Raw genomic sequence first — 26,993 nt, forward strand, 5'->3', positions numbered from 1 at the left:
TGGCACGGTGATCATCCTCCGCATCCCGGGCCGGGGAAACACTCATTCGAGGAGACCGCGGCGCATCGCTTCGGCCACCGCGGCGGCCCGGTCTCCCACTTCGAGCTTCTCGTAGAGCCGCTGGGTGTGTGTCTTCACCGTGCTGGGAGCGAGGAACAGTTCCTCGGCGATCTGCGGGATGCTCTTGCCTTCGGTGAAGGCGCGGAGCACCTGCAGCTCGCGTTCGCTGAGCAGCACCCGGTCGTTCCCGCCGGCGCGCAGCCGTACCTGTTCCATGAGGCCGGTGGTGAGGTCCTCGGGCAGCGCGGTGCCACCCCGTGCGACGCGCATCACGGCGTCGATGATCTCGTTGCGGGTCGCATCCTTGGCCAGATAGCCGGCAGCGCCCTCCTCGATGGCCCGGAAGACCAGGCCGTCGTCCGTGTAGGCGGACAGGATGATCACCCGCACGGGCAGGCCGTCGCGTACGACGGCGTGCAACACAGCGATGCCGTCCAGCCGGGGCAGCCGTTGGTCGACCACGGCGACATCCGGTCGGTGCTTGCGTATGTGTTCGAGGGCCTGCGCACCGTCCTCCGCCTCGGCCACCACTTCGGCCTGTCCGCTCTGAGTCAGGGCTCGAACGACGCCCTCGCGGTAGATCGGGTGATCGTCGGCGACGATAACGCGCACCCTCGTGCCGTCTGCGTGCATGCCAGACCATCCCGTCGGACCTAGGTCCTGTCGTCAACGTGGCGCCGGTCAGGCCGACGTGTTGCGGTGCCGGTCGTCGCGGGCCGACTTCGACCCGGGACCGGTGCTCGACACCTCCTCCATTGTCCCGCAGTCTGCTGCGGACGCCTGTGAACCGCGGCCCCGCCTTGCGGCACGGCCGTGACCACCGCCGTGGTCTGAAAGGTGATCTCCTGACCGATCCTGGGCCTCCAGTCGTGCCGGCGGGGCACCGAAGCAGCCGTGGATGCCACTCCCCATCCCGAGATGCCGGATGTCCTTGCGGTCCGGGCCGGCGGTCCGGGTTCTCGAACCGCTTCGGGTCGGTTGGCGTAGTCGATGATCTCCGCAGGATGGCTCGTGCCATGGCAGCTCCTCGTACTCCTCGATGGCGGGCGCGCCTGGTTCAGTGGTGCGCGGGGTTGAACATCACCTTCCGGTCAGCCGGCGAGTGCCCGCTGAGCACGCGGGAGCTGAGCCCTACCGGTCAGTGGCCAATTGCGGGAGAGCCCTGGGACATCCCCACACGGCCCCGCCCGAGCGACGCTCCTGCGCGAACCCGTCCACCCGGTCGAGAGCCTCCGCGCGAGCGGTGGGCAACCGGGTCCGGCGGCCGGCCGCCGGTACGACGGGCACGGGCCGCAGCCGCGCCGTAGAGTCGCTGCTGAGAGGCCGTGGCGCGGGGACGGCACGGGAACAGACGAAGAGGCCCGCGCAGGCGGTCGGAGGTCCGCTGTGCCCGGATGAGCGGGTGATCGGAGGTTCCACACCATGGCCGGTCCGCAGGAACCAGTCCCCGAGGCTGCCTCGATCTGGGTGGAACAGCGCCTCCCCGGGTTCCACCGCTGGCCCGAGGCCCCGCCCGAACGCGACTATCTGGCCAGTCGCCACCGCCACCTCTTCAGAGTGCGGGTCGACCTGCTCGTCGCGCATGACGAACGCGACCTGGAGTTCTTCGATGTCGCCGACCTGGTCCGCGAGTGGTGGGGGCCTGGCGAGCACGAGTTCGGGCCGGCGTCCTGCGAGGCCATGGCACGCGAGCTGGGACAGTGGCTCATCGGGCGTCGCCTGCCCGTGGCCGAGACCGCCGTCGCGGCGGACGACGAGGGCGGATCCCGGCTGATCTGGCGCATCTCCCCTCCCTCCAGCTGAAGGGGACCCGCTCCCGCTGTGCCGTGGCGCGTGGCCCGGATGTGGCAGCGTGGCACGCCGCTTGCGGGACAGGACACCATCCGCCCACGCCCCGGTGGCGCTTGCCCGGGCGGCCCGGGGCTTCGATGTTGCGGCGGGCCAGGCGCGCACCGCACCGCCGCGGTCAGTTGGGACGGTACTCCGCCCAGGTCTTCGGGGTTTCCGAAACACGCACGGCGGTGAGTTCGGGCAGCCGCTGCGACCACGTCTCGTGTACCCACATGGCGATCTGTTCCGCGGACGGATTGCGGTCGGCGATGCTGTCGTTCAGGTGCCGGTGGTCGAGGTGGGTGTCGATCCAGTCCTTGAGGTCCGCCAGGTCCCGGTAGTCCCGGACGAATCCCGCCTCCGTCAGTGCGTCGGAGGCGGCCGACAGCTCGACGACGACGATGTAGTTGTGCCCGTGCATACGAGAACAGGGGTGGTCCGTCGGCAGATGGGCGAGCTGGTGGCTCGCCGAGAAGTGGAATTCCTTGGAAATGGTCAGCATGAGGTGTCTCCGTTCGTTTGCCGTGGCGGATCGGAAGCCGACGCCGGCTGTGGGACCGTTCGCTCGGCTGCCCGCGGAACTAGCCGGTCACCACGGCGATGGCGTCGTGGCTGTGAATGCTCTCCAGATTGCGGACCGCGACGCGGTGGACGAGGTCCCGGCGGCGGCACGCGGCGGACACTTCGCGTGCCATGTCCTCCACGAACACCGGGTTGTCATATGCCTGCATCGTCAGGACACGCTCGTCGGGGCGTTTCACCAAGGGCACGACGGGCGCGGAGGAATGCGAGGTCGCCAGCTTGATCAACTCGCCGACGGGCAGCGGGTACGGTGTGTCGCCCTGCCCCGTCACGGTGAGGGTGACCTGGCTGCGCTGGTTGTGGGCACCGTAGTCGGAGATGTTCTTGGAGCAAGGACAAAGGCTGGTGACCTCACAGGTGACCGACGTGTCCAGGAGCACCTGACCTTCGTCCCAGTTCATCTCGAACGCCACGTCGTGCACGGCCCAGGACGTGATCCCACTGGCGGGCGCCGTGACCTCGGTCGCCACGTCCATGGTCAGGTGCACCGACAGCCCCGGGGCGTCGAGGGAACCGGCGCCTGTCTTGAGGAGGGTGCCGACGGCCCTCGGGTCGAAGTCGCGCAGGGCGTCGTGGACCAGGGCGACCATGCGGCTCATGTGTGTACCCCGGCGGTCGTGCTGCAGACGCACGCTGACGGTCGCCTCCGCGATGCCCTGATGACGCAGCTTCCCGTCGTCGAGCACGATCGGGTACCGCAGACCGCTGATGCCGACCATGTCGATCTCGATGCCGCGCCGGTCGTACTCGTTCTGAACATCGTGCAGATCCCGCTGTGCGGGCGCGGCGAGCATCTGTGAGGACCCGGAGCCGCTGTCGGGACCGGCGGTGTCAGTACGGAGCGTCATCGTGTTTCCCTTCGTCGGGGGAGGGACGTCGGAACGTCCCTGCAGGGCTGCCACCCGACTGGGCGGCTGACCGAACGGCCATGCCTCTACACTCGCGTGGGCCCACCGGCCCGGGTACACCCGAACGGGCCGGGTACCGGACGAAGCGCCATCCCCTGATCGGAGGAGCCGCATGGCTCCAGGCGGCCCGCACGGCGCCATGCGGCTCCTGCGGGCTCGTATCCGAGACACGAGCAGGCGGAGCGAACGCGGTCAGGTGACCCCCGGAGCGTGGACAAAGGGGCTCATGCCGCGAATACAACGTCGATGACGTCGTGCTCGACACCATCACCATCAGCGGCGAGCCGGTGACCATCCAAGCCGCCGCGACGACCGGCCGCGCCGCTTGTCCGGGCTGCGGAACCGGCTCGACACGGGTACACAGCCGGTACGTGCGCCGCCTGGATGACACCGCGGCCGGCCGATGCCGCCTGATCATCGAGTTGCGGGTCGGCCGGTTCCGGTACCGCCGGTTCCGGTACCGCCGAAAGGCATGTCCCAGCCTGCGTTCGTCGAGCAGGTGCCAGGGCTGACCTTCCGTTGTGGACGGCGGAGTCAGGGACTGCGGACCGCCCCCGGCACGTGGCGCCCATGCTGGCCGGCCGTACGGGCGCCGGGCTCGCTGATGCTTTTGAAGCACTGTCCCGGCCAGCGGAGCGAAGAAGAGCCCCGAGGCGACCGGGGCTCGCCCGGTGCGGACAAGGCGGCGGGCGACGAGTGGTCCGGCCAGGCTGACGCAGAGGGGCAGCGCGAGGACGCGCAGCGCGTCCTCCCATGGGGGGACTCTCCCCGCCGAGAGCCCAGACGGCGCCCATGGCCGCCTGCGGCAGTCTCAGCCGGCACGCGTACAGACCCGGCCACCGCAGTTCCTCCCGGCCCCGCCGCTCGGCGCGGACGCCTGGCACGGCGGCGCCACCGAATCCGGCCGACGGCCCAGTCGGGGGGCGCCGCCGCCCCGTGAATCCCGGGTGGAGGAATTGCCTGCGGGTGAGAGCGGCGGCCTGTCGACCGGGGCGAGTGAAACGCGGTGCATCCGGATCATGACCGCGGTGAACACTCCCACAGCCAAAACCGCGGCGGCCGCGGTCGTGGCCAGGACCGCAGCCCCACTCCTGGTGGAGAGGAACTCCCAGTCGTCGATCATCAGCAGCACGACGAAGGCGAGTCCCGCGACCATGGCGACCACGAGCGCGCGCACTGCCCCGGGCCGGCCGCGGTGGTCGGCGCATGCCCGGGCCGCTCGCTTCAGTGCGAGAGTCCAGAGCACGGCCGTCACCGCACACATCACCGTCAGGAAGGCCGCGTGGTAGATCCCGGCCGCGTTGAAGTGGTGAGGCTCGGGGTGTGCCCAGGTGAGCTGGTGGGCTTCGTCCTTCCACCGGACCAGCTGGGTCAGGGCTCCGGCCGCGCCTCCGGCCGTGGCCGACGCCGCCGCGTGCCCGCTTTCTGGCGCTGCCTTGGGGAGGGCGGCAACCGTGAAGACCAGGGCGCCTGTCATGACCGGCAGAGCCAGGGCGTCGCCCCAGGTCTCGCACAGATCCCCGAACATTCCCGGCAACCGCGAGTCCCTGTCCATTACCAGGTGGAAGACGAAGAGGGCGCCGAATCCGGCCAGCAGCACGGCCAGCCCGGCGGCTACGGCCCTTCGGGCCGGCGTAGCAATCGCGTTCATCGGATGACAGATCCTCACAGGTGACTCGGTGGCCGGCCCGTACAGCAGGCGGCCCGGTCCGGGTGCCGGAAGAGGTCCCGCGCCGAACAGGTCGCGCGCCGAGTACCCGTGGAAGGCCCGCCGCGCGAGCGGAGGCCGGACAGTGGCAAACAGCCACTCGCCGGAGCCCACATGACGCGCTCTGTTGCAAAGCCCGGCGCGGGTGCGGGGCACCCGCATCTCCACAGTGGCCGGGCGCGCCACTCTGACGCCACAGTCGATCGGGGGACGGACCGGTTGAGGTCCGCCCCCCGTCGGGGGAACGAGCACCGCAGTACGCCAGGGGAACGTCAGCAGGCGGAACGCAAGCGGTTTGGTGCTGCCTGGGTGGCTTCCCCAGTCCGACCTGGGGATTCGCCGGTCTTGTTGGTCACGCGGTTGGTCACGCCGCCGCCCGGAAAACGCGAAAGACCCCAGATCGACTGGGGTCTCTGCTGGTGTCCGAGGGGGGACTTGAACCCCCACGCCCGATAAAGGGCACTAGCACCTCAAGCTAGCGCGTCTGCCATTCCGCCACCCGGACAAGGTGTCTGTCGCTCCGGGGTGTTCCCCGCGGCGACATGGACAACTCTACCAGGGGTTCGAGGTGCCTTTCACCCACGTTTCCCGTGGTCAGTGACGTGCGGTGCCCTTCACTCGCCCGATCCCGCATCCGTTGACCCGCCGGGTGTGCGTGAGGTGGCGATTCATCCACGGAGAGTGCGTTCAGCGGCTTCGGGCGCCCGAGGGCTGTCCCGCGATCCCCGGCGGGCGCGCGGCGCCGGCTGCGGCACCTCGCCGCGTTGTCGGATCGCCCGGATACCCCCGGTACGAGTGCGGCCCTCCGCCGTGCGACGCACCGCATCCGACGCCGCGCGCCGTCCCACCGCGGACTACGGGGCGGGCCATAGCCTGCCCCGGTGAACTACTCCGAGTACCGCAGGCCCCGGATTCTGTCGCCCTTGCGGGAGCATCTGCGGGATAGCTTCTGGTTCGCACCGGTGGCCGCCATGGTGGCGGTGTTCGCGCTGTGGAGCGCCACCGACACGGCGGACCAGGCGATCGTCGCGCATCTCCAGAGCGAGGGGGCGTACGACGACGTCGCCGATCTGATCAAGTTCGCCGAGGACGCCAGGACGATCGTGACGACGATCAGCTCCGCGATGATGACCTTCATCGGTGTGGTGTTCTCGATCTCGCTCGTCGCGCTGCAGATGGCGAGCGGGCAGCTCAGCCCTCGGGTCGTGCCCATCTTCGTCAGGAACCGCATCACCAAGGCGACCTTCTCCGTCTTCCTGGCGACGTTCGTGCTCTCGCTGCTGGTCCTGTCCGCGTACGAGAGCGAGCCCGATCCCCGGGCCGTCTCCAATGTGCCGCTGTTGCAGTCGATCCTGACACTGCTGATGGTGGGTCTGAGCCTGCTGCTCTTCGTGGCGTACGTGAACTCGACGCTGCGGCTGATGCGTGTGGGGTATGTCGTGGCCCTGATCACCAACGACTCGTTCCGGGTGCTGGCGAGACAGCCGCGGCACGAGGGGGAGACGGAGGATCTGGGGCCCACGACCGCGTTCCTCACGCACCGGGGCGAGGCCGGCGTACTACGGGACGTGAACGTGGCCCTGCTGGTGCGGTCCGCCCGGCGGCACGGAGTGGTGCTGCGCCTGCTTCCCCGGATCGGGGACTTCGTGCTGCCGGGTTCCCGGGTCGTCGCCGTGCACGGCGACGGGCACGTTCCCCGCCTGCTGTCGTCGGCTCTGTCCGTCGGTGTCGAACGGGGTTTCCGCCAGGACCTCTCCTTCGGGCTTCGCCAGCTCGCGGACATCGCGCTTCGGGCCCTGTCCCCCTCGCTGAACGACCCGACGACGGCGGTGCAGTGCCTGGACCGGATCACCCAGATCCTGGCCGCTCTCGCGGACCGGCCGCTGGGGTCCGTCCGCTATCGCGACCGGAAGGGAACCGTCCGGCTGGTGCAGGACGTGCCGGGGTGGGCGGACCTGGTGGATCTCGGTTTCACCGAGATCCGGGGCTGTGCGGAGGGCAGCCCGCAGGTGGTCCGCCGGCTGGTCGCCGGGCTGGACGACCTGCTGGCCCTCGCTCCTCCCGCGCGCCGGGAAGCGCTGCTGCGACACCGCGCGCTCCTGGTCCAGCGGGTGGAACGGACGGCGCAGGAGCCCGCCGACCGCGAATTCGCACTGGAGGCGGACCGGCAGGGAATCGGCTGAGCAAGGTGGCCGCGGCGCCGGAGCATGGCGCCGCGCGGGCTGCGTCACGGAGGCGGGAGTCACGCAGGCGGAGGCGCCGTCGGCCGTCCGGAAGGCCGCACGGCGGCCCTCGGCCCGGACGGGACGTCGGCGGCCCGGCGGACCTCGGTCAGGCGGGCGAAGACGACGAGGTTGCCGTCGTACCCGCGGCCTTCCGTGAAGTCGCCCCCGCAGGTGAGGACGCGCAGTTCGGGCACGGCGGCGGCCCGGTAGACCCGTTCGGCCGGAAAGCCGTCCTGCGGGACGACCTCGACGCCGTACACGGAGAACACGGCGGTCCGGCCGTCCTGGCGGGCGATCTCGATGCGCCGGCCCTTGCCGAGGGCCCCGAGGCCGAAGAAGACACCCCGGCCGGCCGGGGTGTCGACGTGCCCGACGACGACGGCGGTGCCCTTCTCCCCCGGGGTGACGGCGCCGGTGAACCAGCCGGCCAGGTTCCCCTCCCGGGCCGGCGGGGTCCCGATGCCTCCGTCGGTGTCCAGCCCGACGCCGACGACCGGGGCGTCGATGCCGACGGCCGGGACACGGACGCGCGCCGGACGGGAGGCGGGCAGCGGGCCGGGCACCGCGCCGAACGCGGTGGTGGCGGGGGTCCGGTGGTCTGGCGCCGCCGCGGCGAGGGGCCGCGGCGGGTGCTCCGTCCGCCACTCCGCCGTGCCGCTGCGCACGAGGTGCACCCCGACCAGCAGGACCACGACGAGGATGCCCCAGGTGCCGCGCCGGCCCACACCGTTCTGCGCCTCCACGACCTGTTCCGTTTCCTTCCTGTACCGGTGGGAGCGGAGCACGTGTACGGGCCGCGCACCGCCGGACGGGCTGACGCCCCTCCGCCCCGGACCTCGCCACTCCGGAGTGAAGGGGCCGTTTCGTCGCCCCTCGGACCCGGCCCTCAGCCGCGGCCGGTGCCGCGGCGCCGCCGGGCGGCCAGCAGCACGCCGCCGCCGAGCGCACCCGCGACCAGGGCCGAGCCCGCCACCACCTCGGCGGTGCCGAGCCCCCCGGTGTCACCGCCGAACCCGGCTTTGACGCCTCTACGGGCGACCGTGCCGCCGGAGTCGCCCGCCCCCGTGCCGGTACCGGACGTGCTGTGGCCGTCCTTCCCGCGGGCGACGGTGAGCATGGCTGTGCCGCGCTCGCCCTTGCAGTCGAAGGTCACCTCGTACTGCGCGTCCACCCTGGCCTCGACGTCGACGGTGGCCGTGCCCTGGCGGCCCTCGACGAGCGTGATGGTGTCGAAGACGCCTGAGGAGACGGTCACGGAGGGCACCTCGCAGCCGTCGGACTTCAGTGCGACGGTGCCGCCGGGGGCCACGGTCGCGGGAGTGACGGAGTATCCGAACGACGTGACGCCCTTCCCCGTCCCGTCGCTTCCGGGCGCACCGCTGTCCACGTACCCGGGAAGGCCGGGCCCGGCCCCAGCCGCACCGTCACCCTCGGCACCGACGTTCCCCGGCACGTCGCCCACCGGCGTCGCGTCGTTCGCCGGGACGTCGTCCGCCGGCAGGCCGTCGCGCGTCGGGAGGTTCGCGGTCGCGTCGTCGGCCACGGCGGCCGGCATGGCGAGGGACAGCGCGACGGACGTGAGCAGGGCGGCGGTAGCGACGCGGATCGCGCGCATGACGGTCCTCCAGATCACGCGAGGGTCCCGTGCGGGCGTTTTCCGCATACGGGAGGAAACGACCCTCACCGTGATCGAAGCTAGGCCGCGCCCCGGCCTGCCGCCACCGGGCTCCGCCGGACGGAGGCACCGCGCGGCCGGCGCACCGGCCGGAAGCGGAGAGCGGACCGGACCGACGGCCGAGCGGAGTCCGGTGATCCGCCGCGACAGACCTCAGAGCCTGCCGGTCGAAGGCCGCCCGGCAGGCTCTCAGCTCAGGGGACGCGGACGACCTGCCCCGCGTAGGAGAGGTTGCCGCCGAACCCGAAGAGCAGGGCCGGGGCGCCGGAGGCGAGTTCACCACGCTCGACGAGCTTGGACAGGGCCATCGGGATCGAGGCGGCCGAGGTGTTGCCGGACTCGACCACGTCACGGGCGACGACCGCGTTGACCGCGCCGATCTTGGCGGCGAGCGGCTCGATGATCCGCAGGTTGGCCTGGTGCAGCACGACGCCCGCCAGGTCCGCGGGAGTGAGTCCGGCGCGCTCGCACGCCTGCCTGGCGAGCGAGGGCAGCTGCTGGGTGGCCCAGCGGTAGACCGACTGGCCCTCCTGGGCGAACCTCGGCGGAGTGCCCTCGATCCGCACGGCGTGGCCCATCTCCGGGACCGATCCCCACAGGACAGGCCCGATACCGGGCTCCCGGCCGTCCCCCGTCGCCTCGACGATGGCCGCGCCGGCGCCGTCACCGACCAGGACACAGGTGTTGCGGTCGGTCCAGTCCACCACTTCGGTCATCTTGTCCGCGCCGATGACCAGGGCCCGGCGGGCCGCGCCGGCGCGCACGGTGTGATCGGCGGTCGCGAGCGCGTGGGTGAATCCGGCGCAGACGACGTTGAGGTCCAGGGTGGCGGGCGACGTCATGCCGAGCCGGGCGGCGACGCGGGCGGCCGTGTTGGGCGAGCGGTCGATCGCGGTGGATGTCGCGACGAGGACCAGGTCGATGTCGTCGGGGACGAGACCGGCGGCGGCGAGCGCCTTGCCCGCGGCGTGCGCGGCGAGCTCGTCGACCGGCTCGTCCGGGCCGGCGACATGGCGGGTGCGGATGCCGACCCGGCTCCTGATCCATTCGTCGCTGGTGTCCACGAGTGTGGCAAGGTCCGCGTTGGTCAGCGTCTTCGCGGGCTGGTAGTGCCCGAGCGCGGCGATACGAGTGCCCGTCATGCCCGGGACCCCCTAGGAGTTCGAAAGTGCAGGAACCACACAGTCTTGCCAGCGACTCATCGGTAACAGGACACGTAAACCACCAAGATTCACCCCTGCCTGTTGGGTGACCGTGACAACGGGCCCGCTCGGGCGGTCCGGGCCGGACGGACCCCGCGCCGTCCCTCGGGCCCGCTCGCGCGGCGCCCGGCCGGCTCGTCCGTCCGTCCGTCCGTGCGGGAGAATGTGTCCCCGAGGCCACCGCCGCTCGATGCCCGGTGCCCCGGCAAGCTCCGCAGCGAGCGCGGCTCGGTCCGCCCTCACATACAGAATCGGGTGTCATCACCATGGGACGGGTCACCGAACGACGGCGCGTCATACGGATCCGGGGCGGCGCCGTGAACGAGCGTCCCGACACGCTCGTGGCCGAGGAGCCCCTGGAGATCCGGCTCGACGGCCGGTCCCTGGCCGTCACCATGCGCACCCCGGGCGACGACTTCGACCTGGCGGCCGGGTTCCTGGTGAGTGAGGGAGTGCTGGCCCGGGCCGACGACCTGCGCACCATCGTGTACTGCGCGGGCGCCAGGGACGACGGCACGAACACGTACAACGTGGTGGACGTGCGGTTGGCTCCCGGCGTTCCCGTCCCGGACATCACGCTGGAACGGAACGTCTACACCACCTCGTCGTGCGGACTGTGCGGGAAGGCCAGTCTCGACGCCGTACGCACCACGACGCGCTTCGCGATCGGTGACACTCCCCCGGTGCGCCTCACGCCCGAGCTGCTGTCCGGGCTTCCGGACCGGCTGCGGTCGGCACAGCGGGTGTTCGACCGGACGGGCGGCCTGCACGCCGCCGCGTTGTTCTCGGAGGACGGCGAGCTGCTCGACGTACGGGAGGACGTGGGCCGGCACAACGCGGTGGACAAGCTGGTGGGGCGGGCCCTGCGAGAGGGCCTCCTCCCGCTGGAACGAGCGGTCCTGCTCGTGTCGGGGCGGGCCTCCTTCGAGCTGGCGCAGAAGGCGGTGATGGCCGGTGTCCCGGTGCTCGCGGCGGTCTCCGCGCCGTCCTCGCTGGCGGTGGACCTGGCGGCGGAGACGGGCCTGACCCTGGTCGGCTTCCTGCGCGGCGCGGACATGAACGTGTACACGGGCGAGCACCGCATCGCACTCGGCGCCGGGGCCTCCCTCGGCTGACCGCCCGGTCACGGCGTGGTTCAGCGGGTGCGGCGCCTGGCCTCGGCCGGCGGGTCGATCATCTGGAGGGCGAGACCGTCCGGCGGCTCCGCGACGCCTGGGCCGCCCGCGGCCGTCCAGGCGAGGATGTCGTCGACGCAGTCGTCGTCGACGGTGAAACCGATCCAGGCCGCCCGGCCGCCGCGGCGTCGGCCCTCGGTGGAGGGCTGGACGACCACGACGTTGGCCTGGGCGCAGGGACCGAGGCAGTCGCTGACGCGGAGGGCGAGCAGGCCGCCCGAGTCGGCGGCGGCACGGCGGAGCCGGGCGAGCTGACCCGCGTGGTCGATGCCCGGGTTCTTGCGGGCGTCGCCGCAGCAGCAGCCACGGCAGACGACCAGCGAGCAGGGGCGGGCGCCGTAACGTATCGGGGTGGGACTCACCACGTGCTCCCGTTCGAGACGGTCGGCGCGGTCGAGACGGTCGGCGCGGTCGGCGTGGCGGTACCGAGACGGGGAAGCGGCGCCACGACGCGCTTCGTCGGGTCGGCGAGGACGATCGCGGCGCCACGGGGATCGAGTGCGGTCATGGCAGCACCGTAGCGGTCGCGTTGATCTTCGTGTGCGGCGCCGTACGCGATCCCGCCACCGTCGGCGGCCGGGGCTCGGCGGGCGGGAGGGGTCCGGCGAACGGTCGGGACCCGACGGGCCGGCCGGGCTCCGGCGGGACGGCCGTTCCGTTCGGGCGGGCGTGCCCCCGGCCGCGGGTCCGCTCGGGTGGTCGGTTTCCGCCGGACGGCGCTCCGTCACGACGCGGCCGAGGCGTTCCGTGGCGTCGGCGAGGACCGGGGGTCCGCCCCCGGCCTTTCCCCGGGGTCCCGGGCCCGGCGCCCGGCGATCACCGCGCAGACCATGAGCTGCATCTGGTGGAAGAGCATCAACGGCAGGACGACCGGCGCCGCCTGGGCGCCGAAGAGCACGCTCGCCATCGGGAGTCCGGCGGCCAGGCTCTTCTTCGAGCCCGCGAACTGGATGGCGACGCGGTCCTCCCTGCCGAACCCGAGCCGTCTCGCCCCGTACCAGGTCAGCGACAGCATCACCGCGAGCAGCACGGCCTCGACGGCCAGCAGCAGACCCAGCCGGGCGGGGGTGACCTGGTGCCAGACGCCGGCGACGACGCCCTGACTGAACGCGGAGTACACCACCAGCAGGATCGAGCCGCGGTCGACATACCCGAGCGGCTCGCGGTGCCGCGGGAGGAAGGTCCTCGCCCAGGGCCGCACCAGCTGCCCGGCCAGGAAGGGGACCAGCAGCTGGAGCACGATCCTGAGCAGTGAGCCGGCCGAGAAGCCGCCGACGCCGCCGGCGAGGAGCGCCGCCGCGAGCAGCGGGGTCAGCAGGATGCCGGCGAGGGAGGAGAAGGAGCCCGCGCAGATCGCGGCGGGCACGTTCCCGCGCGCGATCGAGGTGAAGGCGATCGAGGACTGGACGGTGGACGGCGCCAGGCAGAGGAAGAGCAGACCGCTGTGGAGGGCGGGCGTCAGCACGACCGGCACCAAGCCCTTCGCCGCGAGACCGAGCAGCGGGAAGGCCACGAACGTGGCGGTCAGGACGGTGAGGTGGAGACGCCAGTGCCGTAGGCCGTCGAGGGCCTCCCGGCTGGACAGCCGGGCGCCGTAGAGGAAGAAGAGCAGCGCCACGGCGACCGTCGAGGCGCCCTCCGCGAGTCGGGCGGCCGTCCCGGAGGCGGGGAGCAGGGCCGCGAGACCCACTGTGCCGAGCAGCGCCAGGACGTACCGGTCGAGGGGTGGCCAGGAGGGCGGGAAGGACGTACGGCGGTTCAAGCGCTCCACAGCTCTTCTCGGTCGGGTCCGTCCCGCTCGGGTCGGCTCCTCTGGCGGGTTCGAGCGTCCCGACGGGGTCCGGACGGGGCAGCGGAAGGAGTGGGCCGCTCGGCCGGACACGCTCCCGCCGTCCATCCTGCTCGGTCGGGCGGCGATCGGGAATCCCGCACAACGCTCTCATTGTCATCGGGGATCGTGATGACGGACCTGCTTCGCAGCGCACGCCGGTCCCGCCCGCGTGGGTCACGCCGGTGCGTCCCGCCGGTGGGTCCCGCCGTCCCGCCCAGCGCGAGTGGGGCGGGGCGCCACCCGCGGATGCCGGAGATCGATAGCCTCGGAGACGTGTACGAACCCTCCCAGCTGCGCACCTTCCTCGCCGTCGCCCAGACCCTGAGCTTCACCCGGGCGGGGCGCCGGCTGGGGCTGCGCCAGTCCACGGTGAGCCAGCACGTGCGGCGACTGGAGGAGGCGACGGGAAGGCCGCTGTTCACCCGGGACACCCACAAGGTGGAGCTGACGGAGGACGGTGAGGCGATGCTCGGCTTCGCCCGGACGATCCTGGAGGCACACGAGCGGGCCGCGGTCTTCTTCGCCGGGACCCGGTTGCGTGGGCGGCTGCGGTTCGGGGCCTCGGAGGACTTCGTGGCGACCCGGCTGCCGGAGATCCTGGAGGCGTTCCGCAGGGAGCACCCCGAGGTGGATCTGGAGCTGACGGTCGGACTGTCCGGGACGCTGAACGCCCGCCTGTCGGCGGGGCGGCTGGATCTGGTCCTGGCGAAGCGGGGGCCCGGGGAGAGCGGCGGGGACCTGGTGTGGCAGGACGCGCTCGTGTGGATCGGCTCGCCTCGGCTGCGGCTCGATCCGGACCGTCCGGTGCCGCTGATCGTCTTCCCGCCGCCGGGCATCACCCGAGCGCGGGCGCTCGAGGCGCTGGAGGCTCAGGGGCGGGCTTGGCGGATCGTGTGTACGAGCACGAGTCTGAGCGGCACCGTGGCAGCGGCCCGCGCCGGTCTCGGCGTGATGGCCCACACGCGCGGCCTGGTCCCGCCGGGTCTCACGACGGTGCCGGCCCGGGCGGGACTGCCGGATCTGGGCGAGGTCGAGTTCGTCCTGCGGCCGGGGCGCCGGCCGGGAGCCTCCCAGGAAGCGGCGGACGCCCTGGCCGCGGCGATCCTGGCGGGCGGCGACCGGCTCCACCGCCCCCACTGACCAGGCGCCGAGTCCGGGCGTCTTGGTCCCGCCGCGATCCCCCTCGCGTCCGCCGCTATCCCCCTCCGGTGCGGCCCGACGGCGGTCACCCACCACGGCACGCCGGGCACCCGTCCACCCCCTTTCTTCGCGCCCCCCTTCGCGCCCCTCTTCGCGCTCCATGCCGCGCCCCTGTCCGCGTCCCCTCCCGGGCCCGGGAGGGGGCGTGGGCGCCCGGTACGGATTCGGTGGAGATTCCGCCGCCCCCTGCTTACCGAACGGTCAGTAACGGACCCTCGCCGCTCCCCGGTTCCTCGCCCTCCCGCCCCTGACCTGTGCGAACACCCAATGTCCCGGCTTGGTGAAGGGCCTCCCGCGTGACAGTCGGGTGGGGTACCGTCACCCGCGCCGTACGGAGCGCGACAGCGAGCGGTCGAGGAGCAGGTCATTGCGCGAGTTCACCGTGCCGCCCGTCGAGGCGGCGCCTCAGGTCGGCGGTCTGGCGGACGCCGTGTTCGACCATGCCCGGCGGGACCCGGACCGGGTGGCGCTGGGCCGCAAGGACGCGTCGGGCCGGTGGCGGGATGTCACGTCCGCGCAGTTCCGCGATGAGGTGCTGGCCCTCGCGAAGGGGCTGATCGCCCAGGGGGTGCGATTCGGCGACCGGGTCGCCCTGATGGCCAGGACCCGCTACGAGTGGACCCTGTTCGATTTCGCGCTGTGGGCGCTGGGCGCGCAGTCCGTGCCGATCTACCCGACCTCCTCCGCGGAGCAGGTCTTCTGGATGCTGCACGACGCCGGGGTCACCGCGTGCGTGGTGGAACACGAGGACCACGCCATGACGATCGGGTCGGTCGTCGACCGGCTGCCGCACCTCAAGCGGCTGTGGCAGCTGGACGCCGGCGAGGGCGCGGTCGCCGAGCTGGTCGCGGCGGGCGCGGAGATCGACGAGGAGGTGGTGCACCGGCACCGGCGGGCGGTCACGCCCGACTCCGTCGCCACGGTCATCTACACCTCGGGCACCACCGGCCCGCCCAAGGGCTGTGTCATCACCCACTCCAACCTCATGTTCGAGACGGACATGCTGATCGGCCGCTGGGAGCCGGTCTTCCACACGAAACCGGGTGACGAGGCGTCGACGCTGCTCTTCCTGCCGCTGGCGCACGTCTTCGGCCGGATGGTGGAGGTGGCGGCGATCCGGGGTGGGGTGAAGCTGGGGCACCAGCCGGCGCTCGCCGCGTCCGCGCTGCTTCCGGACCTGGCGGCGTTCCGGCCGACGTTCGTCCTGGCCGTCCCGTACGTCCTGGAGAAGGTCTTCCACGCGGCCCGGCGCAAGGCGGAGACCGACGGGAAGACGGGCCCGTACGACAAGGCCGTCGACGTGGCGGTGAAGTACGCCGAGGCCCTGGAGCACAAGGCGTTCGGACTCGGTCCGGGGCCGTCGGCGGCGTTGCGGATGCAGCACCAGTTCTTCGAGCGGACGGTCTACGGCAAGGTCCGCGAGGCGATGGGCGGCCGGGTGCGGCACGCGATGTCGGGCGGCTCGGGCATGGACCGGCGGCTGGGCCTGTTCTTCGAGGGGGCGGGGGTGACGGTCTTCGAGGGCTACGGCCTGACGGAGTCCTCGGCCGCGGCGACGGCGAACCCGCCCGAGCGGACCAAGTACGGAACGGTGGGGCAACCGGTCCCGGGGACGACCGTGCACATCGCGGAGGACGGGGAGGTGTGGCTGCACGGAGCCCACGTCTTCTCGGGCTACCTGAACAATCCGCAGGCCACCGCCGCCGTACTGAACAACGGCTGGCTCGCCACCGGCGACCTGGGGATGCTCGACGAGGACGGCTATCTGACGATCACCGGTCGGAAGAAGGAGATCCTGGTCACCTCCGGTGGCAAGAGCGTGTCGCCGACCGCGCTGGAGGAGCGGGTTCGCGCGCACCCGCTGATCGCGCAGTGCATCGTCGTGGGCAACGACCGGCCGTACATCGCCGCGCTGGTGACGATGGATCAGGAGGCGGTGGAGCACTGGCTCTCCATCCAGGGGCGGCCCGCGATGTCACCGGCGGAGCTGGTACGGGACCCGAGCCTGGAGACGGAGATCCGGCGGGCGGTGGTGGCTGCCAACACTCTGGTCTCCCAGGCGGAGTCCATCCGCACGTTCCGGATCCTGGCGCATCCCTTCAGCGAGGAGCAGGGACTGCTCACGCCCTCGCTGAAGCTGAAGCGCAAGGCCATCGAGAAGGCGTACGCGGTCGAGGTCGAGGCGCTGTACGGCTGAGAGCCTGCCGGTGGCCTTGGACCGACAGGCTCTGACGCGGCGCCGCAGTACGGCACCCGGGCCACCGGTGTGCCCCCGGTGGAATGTGCGGGGGCTCCCGATCGTTGACACTGGGAGTATCACCCGACGACGTTAGGACCGACCCCTCGTGAGCACGGACAACAAGGTCCCCTCCCTCACTCTGAACAACGGCGTGGAGATGCCGCAGCTCGGATTCGGCGTCTGGCAGGTGCCGGACGACGAGGCGACGCGAGCCGTGGCCACGGCCCTGGAGGCCGGCTACCGCTCCATCGACACAGCGGCGATCTACGGCAACGAAGCGGGCACCGGCCGGGCGCTCACCGGCTCCGGGATCCCCCGCGACGAGCTTTTCGTGACCACCAAGCTGTGGAACAGCGAGCAGGGCTTCGACTCGACCCTGCGCGCCTTCGACGCCTCGCTGGAGAAGCTGGGGCTCGACTACGTCGACCTGTACCTGATCCACTGGCCGCTGCCGGCCAAGGACACCTACGTCGACACCTACCGCGCCTTCGAGAAGATCCACGCCGACGGCCGCGCCAAGTCCATCGGTGTCTCCAACTTCCTCCCCGAGCACCTGGAGCGTCTGGTCGGGGAGACCTCGGTCGTCCCCGCGGTCAACCAGATCGAGCTCCACCCGCATCTCCAGCAGTACGAGTCCCGCGCGGCGCACGAGCGGCACGGGATCGCCACCGAGGCGTGGTCGCCGCTGGGTCAGGGCGGCAGCCTGCTGGAGGTCCCCGCGCTGGTCGCGATCGCGCAGAAGCACGGGCGTACCCCGGCTCAGGTGGTGCTCCGCTGGCACGTCCAGACCGGGAACGTCGTGATCCCCAAGTCGGTCACGCCGTCGCGCATCCGGGAGAACATCGACGTGTTCGGCTTCGCTCTGGACGACGAGGACATGGCGGCGGTGGCCGCCCTGAACGAGGACCGGCGGATCGGCCCGGACCCGGCGGAGTTCAGCGTCGGCGCGTGAGGGCCGTCCGGGCGGCCCGCGGTCGGGACGGCGCCCGCGCCCAGGCGGTCCGGTACGAGCACCCGTGCCGTGGGTCGACTCGGAGCCTGGCGGGTGGCCTTCGGCCGACAGGCTCCCAAGCGTCGGCTCCCGGGCCGCGAGGTACCGGCCGGCGCGGTGCGGGGTCGTCCCGCGCCGCGCCGGGCACCGCTCAGACGACGGCCAGGACGATCTTCCCGCGGGTGCGGCCCGACTCCCCGAGCGTGTGGGCCCGCGCCGCCTCGGCGAGCGGGAACACCGTCTCCACCTCCGGGCGCAGCCGGCCCGTCTCCACCAGTTCGGCCAGGCCCAGCAGACCGGCGTAGTCCGGTTCGACGAGGGTGAAACCGGTCCGGACGCTCTTGGCGGCGGTGTCCTCCGGCGCCGGTACGGCATCCGGCGAGGGCAGGGTCACCAGGGTGCCGCCCTCGCGCAGCACGGCCAGCGAACGCGTGCCGTAGTCGTCGGCTCCGTAGGCGTCGAGGACGATGTCCACGTCCCGGACCGTCCGCGCGAAGTCCGTCGTCGTGTAGTCGATCGGTTCGTCCACGCCCAGTCCGCGCAGGAAGTCCTGCTTCGCGGGCCCGGCCGTGCCCAGGACGTACGCCCCGCGGGCCTTGGCGATCTGGACGGCCAGGTGCCCGACGCCACCCGCCGCCGCGTGGACGAGGACGCGCTGCCCCGCGCGCACACCGGCCGTGTCGACGAGCGACTGCCAGGCCGTGAGGCCCGCCAGCGGCAGTGCGGCGGCCTCCACGTGGGTGAGGGAGGCGGGCTTGCGGGCGAAGTGGCGCGCCGGCCCGGTGACGTACTCGGCGTAGCCACCGGCCTGCTGCGGGAACTGGGGCATGCCGAAGACCTCGTCACCCGGCGCGAAGAGGGTGACCCCCAGTCCCACGGCCTCGACGACACCGGAGACGTCGTAGCCGAGTACCGGCGTCTCGCCCCACATGCCGAAGCCGCCGGAGGCGCGGGACTTCCAGTCCACGGGGTTGAGGCCGGCCGCGTGGACCCGCACGAGGATCTCGGTCGGGCCCGGCACGGGGCGGGTGATCCGGGTCTCGGTGAGGACCTCGGGGCCACCCCACTCGGTGGCGACGACGGCCCGCATGGTCACGGGGTCGGTGGCGGTCTCGTTCATGGGGTTGCTCCTGGTGGGGCTCGTCGGTCGTGGCCGGCCCGGCGGCGGCCGGGAGGCGCTGGACAGCGGTCGGACAGCGGGCCGGGCGACGGCGGGCAGCCGTTGTCGTTCCGTCGTGTCCGCGGGGACCGGAGACCTGTCTTTGCAGGCCGTCCCCGGTGCGGTGGCCCTGCGGGTCGCCAGGGCGTCCGCCGCCGGTGTCCATCGGTGCTTTCAGCTTCCGGCAGTGTGGAGCCGCGCGATACTGGCCGGATAGCCAGGATGTGACAGAATCAGGCCATGACCTTTCCCGCCGCGCGACCCCACCGGGTCGCCGTTCTCGCCCTGGACGGCGTGATTCCCTTCGAGCTGGGCATCCCGTCCCGGATCTTCGGCTGCGCCGTCGCCGAAGACGGTTCCCCTCTCTACGACGTACGCGTCTGCACCGTGGACGGCGGGCCCGTCCGGACCGCCGACGGCTACACGATCGTCGCGGCGCACGACGCCGAGCAACTCGCCGAGGCGGACACCGTGATCGTCCCGCCCACCCACGAGCTGCGCACCCTCGCCGAGGAGGGGTCGCTGGGCGCGCTCATGGCCGAGGCACTCGGCCGGGTCCGTCCGGGCACCCGCGTCGTCTCCATCTGTACCGGCGCGTACGCGCTCGCGGCGGCCGGCATGCTGAACGGCCGCCGCGCCACCACGCACTGGTGGGAGGCCGGGCACTTCCAGTCCCTCTTCCCGGACGTCAAGCTCGACGAGGACGTGCTGTTCGTCGACGAGGACGACGTGCTCACCTCGGCGGGGGCCGCCGCCGGCGTCGATCTCTGCCTGCATCTGGTGCGCAAGGACCACGGCAGCGCCACCGCCAACAAGGTCGCCCGCAGCTGCGTGGTCCCGCCGTGGCGGGACGGCGGCCAGGCACAGTACATCGAGCGCCCGGTCCCGGAGCCGACCGCTACCACGACGACGGCACCCACCCGCGCCTGGGCCCTGGAACACCTCGACCGGCCACTGTCCCTGGGCGAACTCGCGCGGCACGCGCGGATGAGCGTACGGACCTTCACCCGCCGCTTCCGCGACGAGGTGGGGACGACACCCGGCCAATGGCTCACGGCCCAACGGCTGGAGCTCGCGAAGCAGTTGCTGGAGACGAGCGATCTGACGGTCGATCACATCGCGGACCGCACCGGCTTCGGCAGCGGGAACTCGCTGCGTCAGCACATGCGCAGCCTGGTCGGGATCTCGCCGGCCGCCTACCGCCGTACCTTCCACCGGACGGCGGACACCGCTCTGCCGCCCGGCCCCGCGCCGACGGCCGTCGGCACTCCGCGGGGGAACGCCTCGCCGGGTGGCACCCCGCCGGGAAAGGGCACCGACCGGGCGGCGGCCGTCCGCGCGCCCGCCCGGTGAACAGGGGGGGCGCCGCAGTCCGCGGACGGCGCCGTCAACCGGTGGGCGGGGCGGTGTAGGGCTCGCGTCAGCCCTTGCGGGCCGTGTGCACGGTGCGGGCGGCCAGGTGGAAGAGGTCGGTGCGCCGGTGCAGGGACATCGGGTCCGCCGGGTCGAGAAGCCGGTCGAGGACCTTCACGTCGTCCTCGGCCAGCCGCTCGGCGAGGCCCTCACGCTGCCGGGCGAAGGTGGCCACGACCGTCTCCCGGACGACCGGCGGGACGGGCGCGGGGACGTCGACCAGGAACGAGCGGGTGCCGCTGGGGGTGAGGCCCGCTCCGGCGAGGAGCGCGCGATAGTCGTCGACCTCGTCCTTGCTGTCACGCAGCGAGGTGCGCATCTCGCCGAACCAGTCGGCGACGACGGCGTCGATCCGGGCCTCCAGTCCTGGCCGGCCGACGCCGATGTTCCACGGCAGGTGGCGGGCGGGCAGTCCGCCCTCGACGAGCACCATCAGCCCGCCGGGCCGTAGCAGTTCGGAGAAGGCGGCCAGGGCGGCACCCTGGTCCCCGATGTGGTGCAGGGAGTTGCCGGCCCAGATGACGTCGGCCTCGCCCAGTTCGGCGATGGCCTCCGGGAGTTCCGCGTGCAGGGTGGAGACCCGTGCGCCGAGCCTGCGGGCCTCGGCGCGGGCCCTCGACATCTCCAGCAGTTCGGGGGTCCCGTCGACGGCGACGACCTCCGCGGCCGGGAACGCCTCGGCGAGGAGCGCGGTCAGCACACCCGGACCGCTGCCGACGTCCAGGACCCGGCGGACACCCGCGACGGGCACCAGCTCGGCGAGCCAGGCCGCGGCCTGCATGTAGGCGGGGCTCTGGATCTCGGCCTGGCGCTCCAGAAGCGTGGCCATCTCGGCCCACGGCATGTGGGCGCTGTCGTGGTGGTGCCCCGGTCCGGCGCCGTGGGCGTGGGCGGCACCGTGGCCCGCTTCGTGCGGGTGGCCGGCTTCGTGCCGGGGGACGGGCTGCTGCTCGTGTCGACTCATGGCCCCAGGTTCCGGCGGGTGGACGGAAAGCGCCAGAATCTTTGCCACTTCGGCAAGCCGCGGCGAGGACGGGCGTCGCTCATGCCCGCGTGCGGTGCTCCTGCGGACTGACACCGCGTACCCGCTTGAAGGAGGCACTGAGCGCGAAAGCGCTGCTGTAGCCGACCTGCCGGGCCACGGACTCGACCGTGGCGTCCGTCTCCCGCAGGAGGTCGGCGGCGCGTGCGAGACGCCAGCCGGTGAGGTACGCCATGGGCGGTTCACCCACCAGCTCGGTGAAGCGGCGGGCGAGCGCGGCCCGTGACACCCCCGCCCCGGCCGCGAGCGAGGCGACGGTCCACGGACGGGCCGGGTCCCCGTGGAGCAGGCGCAGGGCGCGGCCGACGACGGGGTCGGCCATGGCGTTGTACCAGGCGGGCGGGCGAGCACCGGGGCGCGCGAACCAGGCGCGCACGGCGGCGATCAGGAGCAGGTCGAGGATGCGGTCGAGGACGACGCTCTGGCCGGGTTCGTCGCGGGCGATCTCCTCGTCCAGGAAGGGCACCAACGGGCACCTCCACGCGTCCGCCGGCAGGTGCAGCAGGGATGGCAGCGCGTCGAGGAGCCTGCGGCCCACCTCGCCGTCCATGGGGTACGTGCCGACGAGGAGGGTGCTGCCGCCGTCGAGGGCGTTGCCCCAGGTCCGTACGCCGAGGTGCATGGACTCGGAGAGCGACGCACCGCTCAGGGTGGTGCAGACACCGCCGGGCCCGATCATCGCGGTCGGCGGGGCCTGCGGGTCGTGAGCGACGGTGTACGGCTCCGGACCCCGGGCGATGGCGATGTCACCGGGGCGCAGCAGCAACGGTTCGCCCCGGTCGGGCATGATCCATGCCTCTCCCTCGGTCACGCACATCAGGCAGAGCGGAGCACGGTCCTCGACGCTGACGGACCACGGCGGCTCCATGACCATCCGGAGCAGGAAGGCGCCCCTGACCCGGGGCCCGTCGAGTAGTCCGGCGAGAGCGTCCATGGGCAGCAACCCTAACGACGCGTGGGGGGCGGACCCGCGCCCCGGTGCCATCGATCCGCGGTTCGGCCCCTTCCGCCCCGGCGTAGGCGAACAGCGCCGACTCCCGTGAGGATGCCTGCCACGCGGGTGCGGGTCTTCGAGCAACTCGCCGACGTGTGCACGGGGGACGCCGGTCAGGGCGGGAGGGGAGCAGGCCCTCGATGTGAGCCTCGCCGATCATGCATCGACAGGGGAAGATCTCCTGGGCGAGTGCGCTGTTGACGATGCTCCTGACGGCGCGGTCGTGCAAAGGTCCCGTGCGCATATCCCCGCTGCCATCCAGTCGGACCGACGCTCCCCTTGAGGGCCGTCCCGCAAATGATCTCCGCGTCGCGAAGGCGGTCGTGGCGTTTGATCTTCGTCACGCGATGGGGTCGAGACGGCGGCGGCCGTGATCGGGCACGGTAGGGTCCGCGCCGCGACGATCGACTGGTACGGCCTCTGTGCCACCGGCTTCGCCGTGCCCGCGCGCGGATCTCGACGAGCTCACGGTGCGACTGGCCGGCTGCCTGCGCGCCCCTGACCCCCAGGTGCGCGACGGCGCGCCGTACGTGGTGCTGCGGACCTGGATCGCGCGCGATGTCATCACTGGTTCCCCTCGGCTGCGGCTGGGCGACGAGATGACGCGCCGGTTCACCGACGGCGAGATCCAGGCCCGTACGTTCGCCCCGATGGTCCTCGACATGATCGTCACCCGGGGTGACTTCCGGCAGCCCTGGCTTGACGCCTTCAGGACCTGGTTTCCCGCGAAGACCGACCTGCGCGGCCACGATCCGAAGCTGGGCCGGCTGCACGCCGTCGCGCTCGGGGCGGACCTGTTGGGAACTTCGGCACTCACCCGGACGTCGACCCCGCGGCGATGCTCGCCCTCGCGGCCGAGCGCATGCTCGCCCGTGACGACCGCGTCTGGGACCAGCAGGAGGACGACCGACTCGCGGGCGCGATCGCCAGGGTCCTGACCCGACCGGAACTGAGCGCCGAGACGGCGACCGCCTCGTGTCCGTGCTCGACATCGTCTTCGGGCACCCGCCGGTCAAGAACTTCCCGTCCGGGATGTGACGCTCGGCCAGGCCCACGTGGCCCTGGGGTGATCCACGGGGGCGGGCTCGTCCACGGTCGCCGGGGCGGCCGTGGGATCCGTCCGCCGCCGGTCCCGTGGATGTACCGTCCCGGACCGTCCTCGTGCGGCGTTCCCCGGCGGGCGGAAGCTGGACGCCCGCGTATGGAGGTGAGTTCCTGGAACATGGCAGGCGGGCTCACGGCACGCGAGTCTGAGGACATGACGACACGGACACAGACCGACGACACGCACGGCACGGACTCCGCACGGACGTTCCTGGTGACGAGCGCCACCGGCAAGACCGGGCGCCGGGTGGCCGAGCGCCTCGGCGCGCGCGGGGCGACCGTGCGAGCCGGCTCCCGCACGGGGAGGGTCCGCTTCGACTGGGAGGACACCACGACCTGGGGCCCCGCACTGCGAGGCGTGGACACCGCGTACGTGAACTACTACCCGGACCTCGCCGCTCCCGGGGCGGTCGCGGCGATGGAGACCTTCGGCCGGCTCGCCGCGGAGCACGGGGTACGGCGACTGACACTGCTCTCCGGACGCGGAGAGCCCGAAGCCGTGGGGGCGGAGGATGCCTTGCGCTCCTGCGGCCTCGAACTCACCGTCGTGCGCGCCTCGTTCTTCGCGCAGAACTTCAACGAGGGCCCGATGGCCGAAGGGGTGGCGGCAGGGACGCTGGCGTTCCCCGCGGGCGGGACGGCCGAGCCGTTCGTCGACGCCGACGACCTGGCGGACGTCATCGTCGAGACCCTGCTGCGGGACGGCCACGCGGGACGGGTCCACGAGGTCACCGGGCCGCGGCTGCTGACCTTCGCCGAGGTGGCGACGGAGATATCCCACGCGTCGCGCCGCCCGCTGGTGTACGTCCCCATGAGCGAGGGCGAGTACGCGGCGCTGCTGACGGGGGCCGGCCTGCCGGCGCCCGAGGCGCAGTGGCTCGCGGCGCTCTTCGCCGGTCTCCTCGACGGCCACAACGCCTCCGTGACGGACGGGGTGAAGCGCGTACTGGGCCGCGAGCCGAGGGACTTCGCGGCCTTCGCGGCCGAGGCGTGGAGGGACCGGTAGTCGGGACGAGGCGGTGCACGGCGTCGCGGCGGGCGCGGGGGACGCCGCCGCGCGTCTCCTCGTAGCGGTCGGCCTCGGCGTCCCAGTCCAGCGGGGTCTCGGTCATTCCCGGGAAGGTGACCGGGTGTCGGGCGCCCGCCGGCGTGGGAACGTGCGTCCGTACGGCGGTACCGTGCGGCCCGTGTGTCAGTGGGCTCCATGCCCGGCGGCGATGTCCTCCACACGGGTGGCGAGTTCGAAGTCCTTGTCGGTGACCGCGCCGCCCGCGCTGTGCGTGTTCACCTCGAGAGCGACGGTGGCGTACCCGAGGGTCAGGTCGGAGTGATGGTTCAACTCCTGCTGGATCTGCGCGACATGGACGACGAGCGCGGTGGCGGCGAAGTGGTCGCCCAGCCGGTACTCGCGCCGGATGCGGTCACCGGACAGGGACCAGCCGGGAAGTTCCCGCAGTCGGTCCTCGATCTCCTTCTGCGACAGCGGCTCTGTGGGCATGCGCGGACTCCCTCCGGTCACGGGTCGCGACGGCGACGACGATGCGGGCGTCGGGGGCGCCGTCCGGGAGGACGACGCCGCCGACGTTGCCGGTGACGATACGGTCTCCGGACTCCGTCCACGGGTCAACACAGCGAAGGGTCCCGATCGGCGGAAAGGCCCGGACCACCATCACGTCGACCGGACAGGCCCGCGAGGAGGCCGGACCGAGGTCTCACGGTCCGGGGTCTCGCGGGCCCCGGCACCGCACGCCGTTCACCGACCGGGCCCGTCTCGCCCGTCGCGGCACTATCGTCCTCCCATGACGACGATCGCCGCCACGGGCGCGGGAGTAGGGCCACTGTTGCGGGGCTGGCGCGAGCGGCGTCGGCTGAGCCAACTGGAACTGGCGCTGCGGGCCGATTCCTCCGCCCGGCACATCTCCTTCGTCGAGACGGGCCGTGCCCGGCCGAGCGAGGAGATGATCCTGCGGCTGGCCGGGCACCTGGAGGTACCGGTACGGGAGCAGAACGTCCTGCTGCTCGCCGCGGGCTACGCGCCGCGGTTCACCGAGTCGACGCTCGACGAACCGCGGCTCGGGGCCCTGCGGGAGGGAATCGAGCAGCTCCTCGGAGGCTACGAGCCGTACCCGGCACTCGTCGTGGACGGTACCTACACGGTGGTGGCGGCCAACGGCGGCATCGGCGTACTGCTGGCGGGACTGCCGGACCATCTGCTGACTCCCCCGATGAACGCGATGCGGATCACGCTGCACCCGGAAGGGCTGGCGCCACGCATCCTGAATCTGCCACGGTGGCGCGGGCATCTGCTGGCACAGATGCGGCGACAGCTCGCGCTGTCCCGCTCGGAGTCGGGCGCTGTACGAGGAGGTCTCCGGGTACCCGCTACCGGAGGCGGCGGAGGGTGTGACCGCCCCGGTCGGCCCGGAGGACGGCGACGTGTGCCCGTTCTTCGCACTGCCGATGCGCATCGATCACGACGGGCGGGTGTTGTCGTTCGTGTCCTCGATCTCGACGTTCAACACGCCGATGGACGTGACGGTCTCCGAGCTGGCCATCGAGACGCTGCTCCCGGCCGATCCGGCGACGGCCGCGTACCTGCGGTCGCTCGCGGGGTGACGGGGACACCGGGGCCACAGGGCCTGCCGCCCCGAGCGCGGCGAAGCCGACGACGACCGTTCGGGGCCGCACGGGCACGGCGACGGACCGTCCCGGCAGGTGCGGCCTCGCCCGGACGGACGGGACCCAGGAACCGGCGGACGGGTCGGACCGGCGGGACGCGCGGGTGCCCCGGCCCGCCCGGAGGGCGGCCGGGGCACGCTCCGGGCGGGGTCAGCGCGCGGGATGTTCGCCCCGGACCGGGGCGGGCGCGGGGTCGGTCCGCTCCCGGCGGACGGGTTCCTCGCGTTCCGGCACGGTCCGGGAGCCGGCGGTGCGGGCGGCTTCGGCGCGCACGAGGGCGGAGAGCACGGCGAACGGGTCGATGGGCATGACGGAACTCCTCGCGGTGGTGGTGTGGTGACGTCGCGAGAGGACGGGCCTCTCAGACTGTCGGGTGGCCTCTGACCGGGCGGTCACGCCCTGGCACGCACGCTGCCGGTGTTGGCGACATGCCCCGGTAGCTCCGCTACGAGAGCACGCCGTGCGCCTTGGAATCGCACGCACCAGGCCGCGTCCGCCTGTCGTCGAAGGCCACCCGGCAGGCTCTCAGCAGCGCATCACCACGCACCGGCGCGCGGCGTCGCCCTCGGGGAGCGGTACGCGCGTGGGTGCCCCGGCCGCCGGAGCGCCCCCGGGCGGGGCGGGACGCCGGGTGGGGCGGTGGGCTCCCCGGTGCCGTGGGACGGCCCTCCGGGGGGCGGTCGCCTCGGTCTCGGACACCTCGAACGTCTCGCCGCCCGGATCCGGGACGGCGCTCGCGGCGGGCCGCTGCTCTCCGGCCACCGCTCCGGCCGCTCCGCCGCCCGCGCCGAGGAGGGCGGCGAGCACCAGCCCCAGGATCAGGCCGACGCGGCGGGCACGGCGGAGGCCCGCGGTCCGGGACGCGGCGCGCGGGACCCGCCGCGTCCCGGGGTCCGGACACACCGCCCCGGCCGCCGGGGCGGCCGGGGCGGCCGGGGCGGCACGGTGCGCGGGGGCGGGGCTCATGTAGGTGCCT

At 72.6% G+C, this 26,993-nt stretch carries 25 protein-coding genes, 1 tRNA gene and 1 pseudogene; 10 read left to right on the top strand and 17 right to left on the bottom strand.

Annotated features, from left to right (window positions below):
- Nucleotides 1-42: 42 nt before the first annotated feature.
- The gene (locus OG393_RS04310) at nt 43-693 is read right to left on the bottom strand and encodes a response regulator transcription factor (protein ID WP_327373222.1); all 651 of its coding nucleotides are present in this window, start codon (nt 691-693) and stop codon (nt 43-45) included.
- Nucleotides 694-1,482: 789 nt separating this feature from the next.
- On the opposite strand from OG393_RS04310, the gene OG393_RS04320 reads away from it, so the two are divergent.
- A complete protein-coding gene (locus OG393_RS04320; RefSeq protein WP_327373223.1) occupies nt 1,483-1,863 on the top strand; it encodes a hypothetical protein in 381 nt (126 codons plus the stop codon).
- A 163-nt stretch (nt 1,864-2,026) separates the two neighbouring features.
- Here the strand turns inward: OG393_RS04320 and OG393_RS04325 are convergent, their stop codons facing one another.
- The 4 genes from OG393_RS04325 to OG393_RS04340 all read right to left on the bottom strand — a co-directional run bounded on the left by OG393_RS04325 (nt 2,027) and on the right by OG393_RS04340 (nt 5,593).
- Nucleotides 2,027-2,392, bottom strand: coding sequence for a 6-pyruvoyl trahydropterin synthase family protein (locus tag OG393_RS04325; RefSeq protein WP_327373224.1), 366 nt, complete (start codon nt 2,390-2,392; stop codon nt 2,027-2,029).
- 79 nt (nt 2,393-2,471) lie between these two features.
- Nucleotides 2,472-3,320 carry a GTP cyclohydrolase I FolE2 gene (locus OG393_RS04330; RefSeq protein ID WP_327373225.1) on the bottom strand — a complete coding sequence of 283 codons (849 nt, stop codon included), beginning with the start codon at nt 3,318-3,320 and terminating at the stop codon, nt 2,472-2,474.
- An 871-nt stretch (nt 3,321-4,191) separates the two neighbouring features.
- Nucleotides 4,192-5,031, bottom strand: coding sequence for a hypothetical protein (locus OG393_RS04335; RefSeq protein WP_327373226.1), 840 nt, complete (start codon nt 5,029-5,031; stop codon nt 4,192-4,194).
- 474 nt (nt 5,032-5,505) lie between these two features.
- Nucleotides 5,506-5,593, bottom strand: a tRNA-Leu gene (locus OG393_RS04340).
- 376 nt (nt 5,594-5,969) lie between these two features.
- On the opposite strand from OG393_RS04340, the gene OG393_RS04345 reads away from it, so the two are divergent.
- Entirely contained in the window at nt 5,970-7,271 is a 1,302-nt protein-coding gene (locus OG393_RS04345) for a DUF2254 domain-containing protein (protein ID WP_327373227.1), read from the top strand.
- Nucleotides 7,272-7,330: 59 nt separating this feature from the next.
- Here OG393_RS04345 and OG393_RS04350 read toward each other — a convergent pair whose 3' ends face one another.
- The 3 genes from OG393_RS04350 to OG393_RS04360 all read right to left on the bottom strand — a co-directional run bounded on the left by OG393_RS04350 (nt 7,331) and on the right by OG393_RS04360 (nt 10,130).
- Nucleotides 7,331-8,056 carry a class F sortase gene (locus OG393_RS04350; RefSeq protein WP_327373229.1) on the bottom strand — a complete coding sequence of 242 codons (726 nt, stop codon included), beginning with the start codon at nt 8,054-8,056 and terminating at the stop codon, nt 7,331-7,333.
- A gap of 143 nt (nt 8,057-8,199) precedes the next feature.
- Nucleotides 8,200-8,928 (bottom strand): hypothetical protein, encoded by a 729-nt coding sequence (locus tag OG393_RS04355; protein ID WP_327373230.1) that lies wholly within the window; start codon nt 8,926-8,928, stop codon nt 8,200-8,202.
- 254 nt (nt 8,929-9,182) lie between these two features.
- On the bottom strand, nt 9,183-10,130 hold the full coding sequence (locus OG393_RS04360) for a beta-ketoacyl-ACP synthase III (RefSeq protein WP_327373231.1): 948 nt from the start codon (nt 10,128-10,130) through the stop codon (nt 9,183-9,185).
- A 326-nt stretch (nt 10,131-10,456) separates the two neighbouring features.
- Between OG393_RS04360 and fdhD the strand changes: the two genes are divergently transcribed.
- Nucleotides 10,457-11,305, top strand: a complete 849-nt coding sequence (fdhD, locus tag OG393_RS04365; RefSeq protein WP_327373232.1) for a formate dehydrogenase accessory sulfurtransferase FdhD — start codon at nt 10,457-10,459, stop codon at nt 11,303-11,305.
- A 20-nt stretch (nt 11,306-11,325) separates the two neighbouring features.
- On the opposite strand, the gene OG393_RS04370 is transcribed toward fdhD, so the two are convergent.
- The 3 genes from OG393_RS04370 to OG393_RS04380 all read right to left on the bottom strand — a co-directional run bounded on the left by OG393_RS04370 (nt 11,326) and on the right by OG393_RS04380 (nt 13,136).
- On the bottom strand, nt 11,326-11,727 hold the full coding sequence (locus OG393_RS04370) for a (2Fe-2S) ferredoxin domain-containing protein (protein WP_327373233.1): 402 nt from the start codon (nt 11,725-11,727) through the stop codon (nt 11,326-11,328).
- Nucleotides 11,724-11,873, bottom strand: a complete 150-nt coding sequence (locus OG393_RS04375) for a hypothetical protein (RefSeq protein WP_327373234.1) — start codon at nt 11,871-11,873, stop codon at nt 11,724-11,726. Before OG393_RS04375 ends, OG393_RS04370 begins: the two co-directional genes overlap by 4 nt.
- 216 nt (nt 11,874-12,089) lie before the next feature.
- Nucleotides 12,090-13,136, bottom strand: a complete 1,047-nt coding sequence (locus tag OG393_RS04380; protein ID WP_442817257.1) for a bile acid:sodium symporter family protein — start codon at nt 13,134-13,136, stop codon at nt 12,090-12,092.
- A gap of 306 nt (nt 13,137-13,442) precedes the next feature.
- Here OG393_RS04380 and OG393_RS04385 point away from each other — a divergent pair, with 306 nt between their 5' ends.
- The 3 genes from OG393_RS04385 to OG393_RS04395 all read left to right on the top strand — a co-directional run bounded on the left by OG393_RS04385 (nt 13,443) and on the right by OG393_RS04395 (nt 17,587).
- Nucleotides 13,443-14,336: a LysR substrate-binding domain-containing protein gene (locus tag OG393_RS04385; RefSeq protein ID WP_327373235.1), complete on the top strand. Its 894-nt coding sequence runs from the start codon at nt 13,443-13,445 to the stop codon at nt 14,334-14,336.
- Nucleotides 14,337-14,763: 427 nt separating this feature from the next.
- Nucleotides 14,764-16,593: an AMP-dependent synthetase/ligase gene (locus OG393_RS04390; protein ID WP_327373236.1), complete on the top strand. Its 1,830-nt coding sequence runs from the start codon at nt 14,764-14,766 to the stop codon at nt 16,591-16,593.
- Between the two features lie 199 nt (nt 16,594-16,792).
- Complete coding sequence (locus OG393_RS04395) at nt 16,793-17,587, top strand: aldo/keto reductase (protein WP_327378305.1); 795 nt, start codon at nt 16,793-16,795, stop codon at nt 17,585-17,587.
- Nucleotides 17,588-17,777: 190 nt separating this feature from the next.
- Here OG393_RS04395 and OG393_RS04400 read toward each other — a convergent pair whose 3' ends face one another.
- The gene (locus OG393_RS04400) at nt 17,778-18,746 is read right to left on the bottom strand and encodes an NADP-dependent oxidoreductase (protein WP_327373237.1); all 969 of its coding nucleotides are present in this window, start codon (nt 18,744-18,746) and stop codon (nt 17,778-17,780) included.
- 279 nt (nt 18,747-19,025) lie between these two features.
- Between OG393_RS04400 and OG393_RS04405 the strand changes: the two genes are divergently transcribed.
- The gene (locus OG393_RS04405; protein WP_327373238.1) at nt 19,026-20,138 is read left to right on the top strand and encodes a GlxA family transcriptional regulator; all 1,113 of its coding nucleotides are present in this window, start codon (nt 19,026-19,028) and stop codon (nt 20,136-20,138) included.
- A 67-nt stretch (nt 20,139-20,205) separates the two neighbouring features.
- On the opposite strand, the gene OG393_RS04410 is transcribed toward OG393_RS04405, so the two are convergent.
- Together OG393_RS04410 and OG393_RS04415 are read right to left on the bottom strand one after the other, a co-directional pair.
- Nucleotides 20,206-21,162 carry a class I SAM-dependent methyltransferase gene (locus tag OG393_RS04410; protein ID WP_442817258.1) on the bottom strand — a complete coding sequence of 319 codons (957 nt, stop codon included), beginning with the start codon at nt 21,160-21,162 and terminating at the stop codon, nt 20,206-20,208.
- Nucleotides 21,163-21,241: 79 nt separating this feature from the next.
- Nucleotides 21,242-22,174: an AraC family transcriptional regulator gene (locus OG393_RS04415; protein ID WP_327373239.1), complete on the bottom strand. Its 933-nt coding sequence runs from the start codon at nt 22,172-22,174 to the stop codon at nt 21,242-21,244.
- Between the two features lie 530 nt (nt 22,175-22,704).
- Between OG393_RS04415 and OG393_RS04420 the strand changes: the two genes are divergently transcribed.
- Both OG393_RS04420 and OG393_RS04425 read left to right on the top strand, forming a co-directional pair.
- A complete protein-coding gene (locus OG393_RS04420; protein WP_327373241.1) occupies nt 22,705-23,172 on the top strand; it encodes a DUF2785 domain-containing protein in 468 nt (155 codons plus the stop codon).
- Nucleotides 23,173-23,492: 320 nt separating this feature from the next.
- Nucleotides 23,493-24,344: an NmrA family transcriptional regulator gene (locus tag OG393_RS04425; protein ID WP_327373242.1), complete on the top strand. Its 852-nt coding sequence runs from the start codon at nt 23,493-23,495 to the stop codon at nt 24,342-24,344.
- A 186-nt stretch (nt 24,345-24,530) separates the two neighbouring features.
- Here OG393_RS04425 and OG393_RS04430 read toward each other — a convergent pair whose 3' ends face one another.
- Nucleotides 24,531-24,836, bottom strand: coding sequence for a 4a-hydroxytetrahydrobiopterin dehydratase (locus OG393_RS04430; protein ID WP_327373243.1), 306 nt, complete (start codon nt 24,834-24,836; stop codon nt 24,531-24,533).
- A 301-nt stretch (nt 24,837-25,137) separates the two neighbouring features.
- Between OG393_RS04430 and OG393_RS04435 the strand changes: the two are divergent.
- Nucleotides 25,138-25,954: pseudogene (locus OG393_RS04435) on the top strand (helix-turn-helix domain-containing protein).
- Between the two features lie 213 nt (nt 25,955-26,167).
- Here the strand turns inward: OG393_RS04435 and OG393_RS04440 are convergent.
- Together OG393_RS04440 and OG393_RS04445 are read right to left on the bottom strand one after the other, a co-directional pair.
- Nucleotides 26,168-26,326, bottom strand: coding sequence for a hypothetical protein (locus OG393_RS04440; protein ID WP_327373244.1), 159 nt, complete (start codon nt 26,324-26,326; stop codon nt 26,168-26,170).
- 216 nt (nt 26,327-26,542) lie between these two features.
- The gene (locus OG393_RS04445) at nt 26,543-26,983 is read right to left on the bottom strand and encodes a hypothetical protein (protein ID WP_327373245.1); all 441 of its coding nucleotides are present in this window, start codon (nt 26,981-26,983) and stop codon (nt 26,543-26,545) included.
- Nucleotides 26,984-26,993: the final 10 nt, after the last annotated feature.

Source organism: Streptomyces sp. NBC_01216 (assembly GCF_035994945.1).
Taxonomy (GTDB): domain Bacteria; phylum Actinomycetota; class Actinomycetes; order Streptomycetales; family Streptomycetaceae; genus Streptomyces.

Coding starts and splice junctions, on each gene's coding strand:
- OG393_RS04310 (WP_327373222.1), bottom strand. CDS start 693: ATGCACGCAGACGGCACGAGGGTGCGCGTTATCGTCGCCGACGATCAC.
- OG393_RS04320 (WP_327373223.1), top strand. CDS start 1,483: ATGGCCGGTCCGCAGGAACCAGTCCCCGAGGCTGCCTCGATCTGGGTG.
- OG393_RS04325 (WP_327373224.1), bottom strand. CDS start 2,392: ATGCTGACCATTTCCAAGGAATTCCACTTCTCGGCGAGCCACCAGCTC.
- OG393_RS04330 (WP_327373225.1), bottom strand. CDS start 3,320: ATGACGCTCCGTACTGACACCGCCGGTCCCGACAGCGGCTCCGGGTCC.
- OG393_RS04335 (WP_327373226.1), bottom strand. CDS start 5,031: ATGAACGCGATTGCTACGCCGGCCCGAAGGGCCGTAGCCGCCGGGCTG.
- OG393_RS04355 (WP_327373230.1), bottom strand. CDS start 8,928: ATGCGCGCGATCCGCGTCGCTACCGCCGCCCTGCTCACGTCCGTCGCG.
- OG393_RS04360 (WP_327373231.1), bottom strand. CDS start 10,130: ATGACGGGCACTCGTATCGCCGCGCTCGGGCACTACCAGCCCGCGAAG.
- fdhD (WP_327373232.1), top strand. CDS start 10,457: ATGGGACGGGTCACCGAACGACGGCGCGTCATACGGATCCGGGGCGGC.
- OG393_RS04375 (WP_327373234.1), bottom strand. CDS start 11,873: ATGACCGCACTCGATCCCCGTGGCGCCGCGATCGTCCTCGCCGACCCG.
- OG393_RS04385 (WP_327373235.1), top strand. CDS start 13,443: ATGCCGGAGATCGATAGCCTCGGAGACGTGTACGAACCCTCCCAGCTG.
- OG393_RS04395 (WP_327378305.1), top strand. CDS start 16,793: ATGCCGCAGCTCGGATTCGGCGTCTGGCAGGTGCCGGACGACGAGGCG.
- OG393_RS04400 (WP_327373237.1), bottom strand. CDS start 18,746: ATGAACGAGACCGCCACCGACCCCGTGACCATGCGGGCCGTCGTCGCC.
- OG393_RS04405 (WP_327373238.1), top strand. CDS start 19,026: ATGACCTTTCCCGCCGCGCGACCCCACCGGGTCGCCGTTCTCGCCCTG.
- OG393_RS04410 (WP_442817258.1), bottom strand. CDS start 21,162: ATGAGTCGACACGAGCAGCAGCCCGTCCCCCGGCACGAAGCCGGCCAC.
- OG393_RS04415 (WP_327373239.1), bottom strand. CDS start 22,174: ATGGACGCTCTCGCCGGACTACTCGACGGGCCCCGGGTCAGGGGCGCC.
- OG393_RS04425 (WP_327373242.1), top strand. CDS start 23,493: ATGACGACACGGACACAGACCGACGACACGCACGGCACGGACTCCGCA.
- OG393_RS04430 (WP_327373243.1), bottom strand. CDS start 24,836: ATGCCCACAGAGCCGCTGTCGCAGAAGGAGATCGAGGACCGACTGCGG.
- OG393_RS04440 (WP_327373244.1), bottom strand. CDS start 26,326: ATGCCCATCGACCCGTTCGCCGTGCTCTCCGCCCTCGTGCGCGCCGAA.
- OG393_RS04445 (WP_327373245.1), bottom strand. CDS start 26,983: ATGAGCCCCGCCCCCGCGCACCGTGCCGCCCCGGCCGCCCCGGCCGCC.